This is a genomic window from Sphingobium sp. CCH11-B1 (genome assembly GCF_001556865.1).
GTDB lineage: Bacteria > Pseudomonadota > Alphaproteobacteria > Sphingomonadales > Sphingomonadaceae > Sphingobium.
Window position 1 is genome coordinate 1 of record NZ_LSJY01000126.1, and the last position, 6947, is coordinate 6947.

The 6947-nt window shown below is 70.1% G+C and carries 12 protein-coding genes and 1 pseudogene; 12 read left to right on the top strand and 1 reads right to left on the bottom strand.

Features of this window, described 5'->3' with window-relative positions; translation table 11 throughout:
- The first annotated feature begins 370 nt into the window (after nt 1-370).
- From AX724_RS12875 to gp17, 8 genes are all read left to right on the top strand, one after another.
- Nucleotides 371-709 carry a hypothetical protein gene (locus AX724_RS12875; protein ID WP_066767131.1) on the top strand — a complete coding sequence of 113 codons (339 nt, stop codon included), beginning with the start codon at nt 371-373 and terminating at the stop codon, nt 707-709.
- A gap of 106 nt (nt 710-815) precedes the next feature.
- The gene (locus tag AX724_RS12880; RefSeq protein WP_066767132.1) at nt 816-1937 is read left to right on the top strand and encodes a phage portal protein; all 1122 of its coding nucleotides are present in this window, start codon (nt 816-818) and stop codon (nt 1935-1937) included.
- A 35-nt stretch (nt 1938-1972) separates the two neighbouring features.
- Nucleotides 1973-2281 (top strand): DUF6127 family protein, encoded by a 309-nt coding sequence (locus AX724_RS12885; protein WP_066767140.1) that lies wholly within the window; start codon nt 1973-1975, stop codon nt 2279-2281.
- Nucleotides 2278-2757, top strand: a complete 480-nt coding sequence (locus AX724_RS12890; RefSeq protein WP_082733527.1) for an HK97 family phage prohead protease — start codon at nt 2278-2280, stop codon at nt 2755-2757. Before AX724_RS12885 ends, AX724_RS12890 begins: the two co-directional genes overlap by 4 nt.
- 93 nt (nt 2758-2850) lie before the next feature.
- The gene (locus tag AX724_RS12895) at nt 2851-3966 is read left to right on the top strand and encodes a phage major capsid protein (protein ID WP_066767145.1); all 1116 of its coding nucleotides are present in this window, start codon (nt 2851-2853) and stop codon (nt 3964-3966) included.
- A 203-nt stretch (nt 3967-4169) separates the two neighbouring features.
- Nucleotides 4170-4706 (top strand): head-tail connector protein, encoded by a 537-nt coding sequence (locus tag AX724_RS12900; RefSeq protein WP_066767147.1) that lies wholly within the window; start codon nt 4170-4172, stop codon nt 4704-4706.
- Nucleotides 4703-4897, top strand: a complete 195-nt coding sequence (locus AX724_RS12905) for a hypothetical protein (protein ID WP_197421578.1) — start codon at nt 4703-4705, stop codon at nt 4895-4897. The genes AX724_RS12900 and AX724_RS12905 overlap by 4 nt, the downstream gene beginning before the upstream one ends.
- Nucleotides 4894-5268: a tail completion protein gp17 gene (gene gp17, locus AX724_RS12910; RefSeq protein ID WP_066767133.1), complete on the top strand. Its 375-nt coding sequence runs from the start codon at nt 4894-4896 to the stop codon at nt 5266-5268. Before AX724_RS12905 ends, gp17 begins: the two co-directional genes overlap by 4 nt.
- 93 nt (nt 5269-5361) lie before the next feature.
- Here gp17 and AX724_RS12915 read toward each other — a convergent pair whose 3' ends face one another.
- Nucleotides 5362-5685: a hypothetical protein gene (locus AX724_RS12915; protein ID WP_066767149.1), complete on the bottom strand. Its 324-nt coding sequence runs from the start codon at nt 5683-5685 to the stop codon at nt 5362-5364.
- Nucleotides 5686-5740: 55 nt separating this feature from the next.
- Here AX724_RS12915 and AX724_RS12920 point away from each other — a divergent pair, with 55 nt between their 5' ends.
- The 4 genes and pseudogenes from AX724_RS12920 to AX724_RS12935 form a co-directional block, all read left to right on the top strand.
- A complete protein-coding gene (locus AX724_RS12920) occupies nt 5741-6148 on the top strand; it encodes a phage major tail protein, TP901-1 family (RefSeq protein ID WP_066767135.1) in 408 nt (135 codons plus the stop codon).
- Nucleotides 6145-6453, top strand: a complete 309-nt coding sequence (locus AX724_RS12925; protein WP_066767137.1) for a gene transfer agent family protein — start codon at nt 6145-6147, stop codon at nt 6451-6453. The genes AX724_RS12920 and AX724_RS12925 overlap by 4 nt, the downstream gene beginning before the upstream one ends.
- Nucleotides 6450-6659, top strand: a complete 210-nt coding sequence (locus AX724_RS12930) for a phage tail assembly chaperone (RefSeq protein WP_066767138.1) — start codon at nt 6450-6452, stop codon at nt 6657-6659. The genes AX724_RS12925 and AX724_RS12930 overlap by 4 nt, the downstream gene beginning before the upstream one ends.
- 15 nt (nt 6660-6674) lie before the next feature.
- A pseudogene (locus AX724_RS12935) lies at nt 6675-6947 on the top strand (tail tape measure protein); the annotation flags it as partial.

Sequence of the window (6947 nt, forward strand, 5' to 3'; positions counted from 1 at the left end):
TTCCTGTCCCGTCATGCCAGCGAAGGCTGGCATCTCAGGCCATGATGCACAGCATTTCCTGAGACCCCAGCCTTCGCTGGGGTGACGGCCATCTTTATGTCTGCACCTGGTCGCTTCCTGCCGCTCTATCGTCGTGCCGGGGTTTTCGACAAGCGCGGGACAGGCCTGACCCGGCATCCCGCTCGTTTCTGATTGCATGGATGACGGGGATGTGTGGGCAGAGACGGTGTTGCGCCGGCCCCCTCATCCAGCTTCGCCCAGCCGCTTTGCGGCAAGGCTTCTTATCCTTCTTCCACGAGGGGAGAAGGGTGGAACCCGCGCCTTGGCCTCATCGTTCTTGATCCAGATGAATTCCAACGGAGCAAGTGCAATGAAGAAGATGATGTTGATGGCGGTCGCGGCGGGCGTGTCGCTGGTCGCGGCGCCGGTGATGGCGGCGTCCCTCAACAGCAAGGATCGGGCGCGGATCGCCCGGGCGGCGCCGCGCGACCGGGACGACGTGCGCTATTGCATCCTCAAGGGGAAGAAGGGCCGCGACAAGGGCACGGTGATCGGCGCGGCCGGTGGCGCGGGCGTCGGCCTGCTGGCGGGCGGGAGCGTTGGTGAGACGCTGCTGGGCGCGGGCGCTGGCGCGGTGGCGGGCCGCCTGATCGGCAAGAGCGAGGGCACGGACTCGACCTGCGACCGGGTGCTGGCACGCAATCCGTGACGGGGCGCTGAACCCCCTTTCCACGTTTCGCTAGGGCGGCTGCGCCACCCAGGCTCCACTATCCTCTCCCCGACGGGGAGAGGTTTTTTTATGGCGGGGACAATCCATGAAATGGTTCACGAAAGCGGCCGCGCGCGAGGATGCGCGGCCGGTGCTGGCGCGTGCCTGGGGAACGGGCGCGGTGGCTCTGGGCGAATGGCCCGCCAGCTACGAGGCGCAAGTGCGCGCGGGCGTGATGGGCAATGCCGTGGCGCAGCGGGCGATGAGGCTGGTGTCGGAGGGCGCGGGGGCCTGTGCGCTCAAGGCAAGGGGCGTCGACGATGCGGCGCGCGTCCTTGGCCTGGTCGGGCGGGCGTCGGCGGGGCAGGCACTCATCGAGACGCTGGCCTGCCACCTGCTGCTGCACGGCAACGCCTATGTCCAGATCATCGCCGGGCCGGACGGGATGCCGGCCGAGCTGTTCGCGCTGCGGCCCGAGCGGGTGAGCGTGGAAGCCGACGCGCGGGGATGGCCGGCGGCCTATCTCTACCGCGTGGGGGAGAGCGTGACGCGGCTGCACCCCGAGGATGCGGCGGGGCGGACCACGGTGCTGCATCTGAAAGGCCTGCATCCGCTGGACGACCATTATGGCCTTGGCTGTACCGGCGCGGCGGCGGGGGCGGTCGCGATCCACAATGCGGCGAGCGTCTGGAACAAGGCGCTGCTCGACAATGCGGCGCGGCCTTCGGGCGCGATGGTCTATGAGCCCGGCGACGGATCGGTGCTGTCGCCCGAACAATATGAGCGGGTGAAGCGCGAGATGGAGGCGGCCTTTGCCGGTGCGGCCAATGCGGGACGCCCGATGCTGCTCGAAGGGGGGCTCAGTTGGAAGGCGATGAGCCTGACGCCGGCCGAAATGGATTTCGTGGGCTTGAAGAGCGCGGCGGCGCGGGAGATCGCGCTGGCCTTCGGGGTGCCGCCGATGCTGATGGGGCTGCCCGGCGACAATAGCTACGCCAATTATCGCGAGGCGAACAAGGCGCTGTGGCGGCAGGCGATCCTGCCGCTGGTGGCGAAGATCTGCGGCGGGTTGAGCCAGGGTCTTGGCGGATGGTGGCCGGGCGTCGTGGTGGAGGCGGACCTGGACGCGGTGCCGGCGCTGTCGGACGAGCGCGCGGCGCTGTGGGAACGGGTGGCTGCGGCGGATTTCCTCACGGCGGAAGAGAAGAAGGCGATGCTTGGACTGTAGGGCCCATGTGGGCGCGTGAAGGGAAGGACGGGATCATGAAGGAGGAGATGCTGGCGCGGCTGGTCGCGCAGGCGGACGGGCAGGTGGCCGACATGGTGACCATCCGCGCCCTCATCGAGGAGGCGAGCGAGATCGGCGCGGGTCGCGTGCTGGAGCGGCTGGGCCTGGCGGACGGGCATGCGGAGGGTGACGTGCGGGAACTGCGCGAGCTGCTGTCGGCCTGGCGTGACGCCAAGAAGGCGGCGCGGGGCGCGGTGATCGGCTGGGCGGTGCGAATCGCGATGGCGCTGGTCTTGCTGGGTATCGCGGTGAAGACGGGGCTGATCGGGCTGGCGAAGGGATGAGCGGCGGGCAAGGCGGGCGTGCTTCGACCGGCGCAGCAGGAACGGAAGGCAGGCAGGGCGGCGACCTGCGCTTTGCCGGCTATGCGGCGATATTCGACCGGGTGGACCGGGGCGGCGACGTGGTGCGGGCCGGGGCCTTCGGAGAGGTGGCGGCAGAGGGCGTGCCTTTGCTGTGGCAGCATGGACCGGGCAGCGTCATCGGCCGGATCGAGAGCGCGCGCGAGGACAAGCGCGGGCTGCGCGTGATCGGGCGGGTTTCGCGCGCGACCGCCGCCGGGCGCGAGGCGGCGGCGGCGCTGGAGGCGGGCGCGGTTAATGGCCTCAGCTTCGGCTATCGCGTCAGGCATGCGCGGGGCGCGCGGCCGCGCGAACTGCTGGCGCTGGAACTGGTGGAGGTCAGCGTGGTGACGCACCCGATGCAGCCGCTGGCGCGGGTGGTGGGAGTGGAGCGCTCCCCCTTATCCAGCTTCGCCTAGCCGGCAGGCTGGCAAGGCTTCTTATCCTTCTTCCCATGGGAGAAGGACTGGTGCGGCGGTCCATTTCGGGCCGCCTTTTTTGTGGAGACGGGCATGACGGATCAACTGGAGGCGAGCCTTGACGCGGTGGCGCAGGGGGAGCGGATCGAGGGGCTGGCGCAGGAGGTGGCGGCGCTGAAGGGCGCGTTGCTGAGCGCGCGGCGGCCGGCGCTGGATGGGGTGAAGGGCGGGGCGGAAGACCCCGCGCGGGCGGCGTTCGTGGAGCGCTATCTGCGCCAGGGACTTGAGGCGGGCGTGGAGCTGAAGAGCTTTTCGGGCGCTTCGGGCGCGGCGGGCGGCTATGCGGTGCCGCGCGAGATCGACCTGGCGATCGGATCGACGCTGAAGGCGATTTCGCCGGTCCGCGCCATCGCCAATGTCGTGCGCACGGGCAGCGCGGGCTATCGCAAGCTGGTGACGGCAGGCGGCATCGTGTCGGGATGGGCGAGCGAGACGGGCGCGCGGGCCGAGACGGGAACGCCGAGCTTCAACGAGATCGTGCCGCCTTCGGGCGAGCTGTTCGCCAATCCGGCGGCATCCCAGGCGATGCTGGACGACGCGCAGTTCGATGTCGAGGGATGGCTGGCCAACGAGATCGCGCGGGAGTTCGCGGCGGCGGAGGGCGCGGCCTTCGTCAACGGCAACGGGACCAACAAGCCCAAGGGCTTCCTGACCTATACGACCACCAACGAAGCGGACGCGGTGCGCGCGTTCGGATCGCTGCAATATGTGGCGTCGGGCGCGGCGGGCGCTTTCCCTGCGAGCAATCCGCAGGACCGGCTGATCGACCTCATCCAGAGCCTGCGCGCGCCGTACCGCCAGGGGGCGAGCTTCGTCATGAACAGTGCGACGCTGTCCGTCATCCGCAAGATGAAGACGGCCGACGGGGCGTTCCTGTGGCAGCCGTCGATGGCGGCGGGGCAGCCGGCGACGTTGATGGGATATCCGGTGGTCGAGGCCGAGGACATGCCCGACATCGCGGCGAACAGCCTTTCCATTGCCTTCGGCAACTTCCAGGCGGGCTATGTCATCGCGGAGCGCAGCGAGACGAGCATCCTGCGCGACCCGTTCAGCAACAAGCCCTTCGTCCACTTCTATGCCGTCAAGCGGATCGGCGGCGGCGTGGCGAATTCGGAGGCGATCAAGTTGATGAAGTTCTCCGCCTCGTAAACGAGGCGGTGGCAAGCTGATGAAGTTCTCCGCCTCGTAAACGAGGCGGCGGCAAGTTGATGAAGTTCTCCGCTTCGTAAACGAGGCGGTGGCAAGCTGATGAAGTTCGCCGCTTCGTAACCGGGCGGCGAGCGGACGGGGACGACTGAAGGGAGGGGCGTGCGCGCTCCTCCCTTTCTTTTTTGGCGGCGGGAGACGGGGCCATGCTGACGGACGGGGAAAGCGGGGCGGCGGCGGCGTCGCTGGCGGAATTGAAGGCCTATCTGCGCATCAGCGGCGCGGACGAGGACGGCGTGCTGGAGGGACTGCTGCGCGGCGCGGGGGCGCTGTGCGAGCGGTTCGTGGGCCAGTGGCTGATCGCGCGCGAGGCGCAGGAGACGGTGGCGGCGAGCGCGAGCTGGCAGCGGCTGACGGCGCGGCCGGTGCTGGCGGTGACGCAGGTGGCGGCGATCGACTCGGACGGCCTGGCGCAGCCGCTGCCGGTGGACGGATATGCCGTGGATATCGACGCCCAGGGCGACGGATGGGTGCGGGTGACGCGCGCGGGCGAGGCGCGGCTGGTGGCCGTCACCTATCAGGCGGGGATGGCGCAGGCGCTGGACGGCGTGCCCGACGCGCTGCGGCAGGGGATCGTGCGGCTGGCGGCGGACCACTATCTGGCGCGCGGCAGCGAGAGCGCGACGCCGCCCGCCGTGGTGAGCGCGCTGTGGCGGCCATGGCGGCGGATGCGGCTGGCATGAGGATCATGGCGATGCTGGAGGATCGGGCGGCGCTGCGGCGGGCGCGGATCGCGGAGGCGATGCGGGCGCTAGGCGTGGAGGCGGAGGTCGAGGGCGAGGCGGTGCGGGCGCGCGGGGCGGGCCTGCTGGCGCGCTGGATGCGCGACCTTGGCCTGAGAGAAGCCGGGCGGGACGCGGGGAGAGGGGCATGAGCGCGGAAGTGGCGGTGCGCGGCGCGGTGATGGCGCTGGTGAACGGCGTGCATGATGGCGAACCGGGCCGGGCGGCGATGCCCTATGGCTTTGCCGGCGAATGTATCGGCAGCGACTGGGGCGGCAAGGACATTGAGGGGCGCGAGCTGCGGCTGACGGTGGGGCTGGCGATCGCTGGGGACGCGACCGATGCGCTGGGCGCGATGATCGTGCGGGTCGAGGCGGCGATGGGCACGATCCTGCCGGCAGGGGGATGGCGCGTGGTCGGCGCGCGGCTGGCGCGGTCGCGGGTGGCGCGGGCCGGACCGGGGCCGGCGGGCGGATGGCGCGCGGTGGTGGATTATCGGCTAAGAGCGGTGCGGGAGGCGTGACGCCCGTAGCCGACGGTCAGCCGGCAAGGCACGGCAACGCGGCGAGACCCCGGCGCGAGACCGGGGTGACGCTTTGGGTGAAGCCGGCCGGCGTCAGCTTGGACGGCTGCTCTCTTCATATTCCGACGTGATCTTGTCGACATATTCGGAGATCTGGTCGTCGGCGTCGGCATTGGCGGCGCTGTCGGACATCTTGTCCGCCTTGTCCTGGGCGACGATGGCGGCGCGGAAGGCGGCTTCCTTGTCGGCGCAGGCCTTCTTGATCGCGGCCTGGAAGTCGCCGGCCGTCAGTTTCTTGTCGAGCGAGGGTTGCACCTGCGACGAGAGGCACTTCGCAAATTCCTTGCGGCCATTGCCCACGGCGTCGGCGGAGGGCGCGGCGGCGAGCATCATCGCGAGCGAAGCGGCAACAATCATGGGGACCTCTCCATATCCTGCATTTTGCACGGTTTGACTGAAGAAAGGATGCGACATGGGCGTGGAAAAGGGAAGTGCTTTCTTGCTGAAAGTGGGCGACGGCAACACACCGGCAACATATGCGACGGTGGCGGGCATGCGGACCACGCAACTGTCCGTCAACGGCGAGGCGGTCAACATCACCAGCAAGGATTCGGGCGGCTGGCGCGAATTGCTGTCGGGCGCGGGCGTGCGATCGGTCAGCGTGTCCGCCGCCGGCCTGTTCACCGGATCGGCCGCCGAGGTGCGCATCCGCAACCACGCGCTGTCGGGCACGATCGACAGCTATGAGCTGAGTTTCGAGAGCGGCGAGCGGATGCGCGGCCAATTCCTGGTCACGCGGCTGGACTATGCCGGGGACTATAATGGCGAGCGCAACTATGCGCTGAGCCTGGAAAGCTCCGGCGCGGTGGTGAGCCTGTGAGCGCGCCCAATCCCGAGCGCGGGGAAGCGGCGCTGGAGATCGGCGGCGAGGCGCTGGCGCTGCGGCCGACATTCGGGGCGCTGGTGGCGGCCGAGGCGGAAGTGGGACCGCTGTTCGCGCTGGTGGAGCGAGCGGCGGACGGCAGGCTGTCGCTGGGCGATCTGGTGGCGCTGTTCTGGCATTGCCTGGTGGATCGCGACCGGATGACGCGCGAGGCGCTGGGCGAGGCGGTGGTGGCCGTGGGCCTGGCCAAGGTGACGCCGGCGCTGAAAACCATCGTGCAACAGATATTGGCCGGGCGGTGACGCGCTTCGCTGAGGCGGCGGCGCGGCTGGCAGGGGTGGCGGGATGGCTGCTCGGCTGGCGGCCGCACGAATTCTGGCGCGCGACCCCGGCGGAACTTTCGGCGGTGCTGCGCGCCGCGCGCGGGGAGGATGCGCCGGGAGAGGGCGTGGACGGGGCGGAGCTGGCGCGGCTGATGGGCGCCATGCCGGACTCGGCGCGGGACTGAGGGAGGCTTGTCGGGATGGATGAGGAAATCGAGACGCTGGTCGTGCGGGTGCGGGCCGATACGCAGGGCCTGAGCCGCGATGTCGAGGCGATGCGGGCGGGGCTGGAAGGGCCGCTGGGCGACGGGGCGGAGCGGGCCGGACGGCGCATCGAGCAGGGGCTGCTGCGGGCGGTGCGGACGGGCAAGTTCGGGTTCGAGGATCTGCGGCGGATCGCCGTGGGGGTGCTGGATTCGATCGCGGCGAGCGCGCTGCACGGCGCGCTGGGCGGCGGCGGAGCGGGCGGGGCG

What these genes read in the sequence shown, in the direction of transcription:
- AX724_RS12885 (WP_066767140.1), top strand. Translation starts at nt 1,973, where the DNA reads ATGAAGGAGGAGATGCTGGCGCGGCTGGTCGCGCAGGCGGACGGGCAG.
- AX724_RS12880 (WP_066767132.1), top strand. Translation starts at nt 816, where the DNA reads ATGAAATGGTTCACGAAAGCGGCCGCGCGCGAGGATGCGCGGCCGGTG.
- AX724_RS12905 (WP_197421578.1), top strand. Translation starts at nt 4,703, where the DNA reads ATGAGGATCATGGCGATGCTGGAGGATCGGGCGGCGCTGCGGCGGGCG.
- AX724_RS12920 (WP_066767135.1), top strand. Translation starts at nt 5,741, where the DNA reads ATGGGCGTGGAAAAGGGAAGTGCTTTCTTGCTGAAAGTGGGCGACGGC.
- AX724_RS12900 (WP_066767147.1), top strand. Translation starts at nt 4,170, where the DNA reads ATGCTGACGGACGGGGAAAGCGGGGCGGCGGCGGCGTCGCTGGCGGAA.
- AX724_RS12890 (WP_082733527.1), top strand. Translation starts at nt 2,278, where the DNA reads ATGAGCGGCGGGCAAGGCGGGCGTGCTTCGACCGGCGCAGCAGGAACG.
- AX724_RS12875 (WP_066767131.1), top strand. Translation starts at nt 371, where the DNA reads ATGAAGAAGATGATGTTGATGGCGGTCGCGGCGGGCGTGTCGCTGGTC.
- gp17 (WP_066767133.1), top strand. Translation starts at nt 4,894, where the DNA reads ATGAGCGCGGAAGTGGCGGTGCGCGGCGCGGTGATGGCGCTGGTGAAC.
- AX724_RS12895 (WP_066767145.1), top strand. Translation starts at nt 2,851, where the DNA reads ATGACGGATCAACTGGAGGCGAGCCTTGACGCGGTGGCGCAGGGGGAG.
- AX724_RS12915 (WP_066767149.1), bottom strand. Translation starts at nt 5,685, where the DNA reads ATGATTGTTGCCGCTTCGCTCGCGATGATGCTCGCCGCCGCGCCCTCC.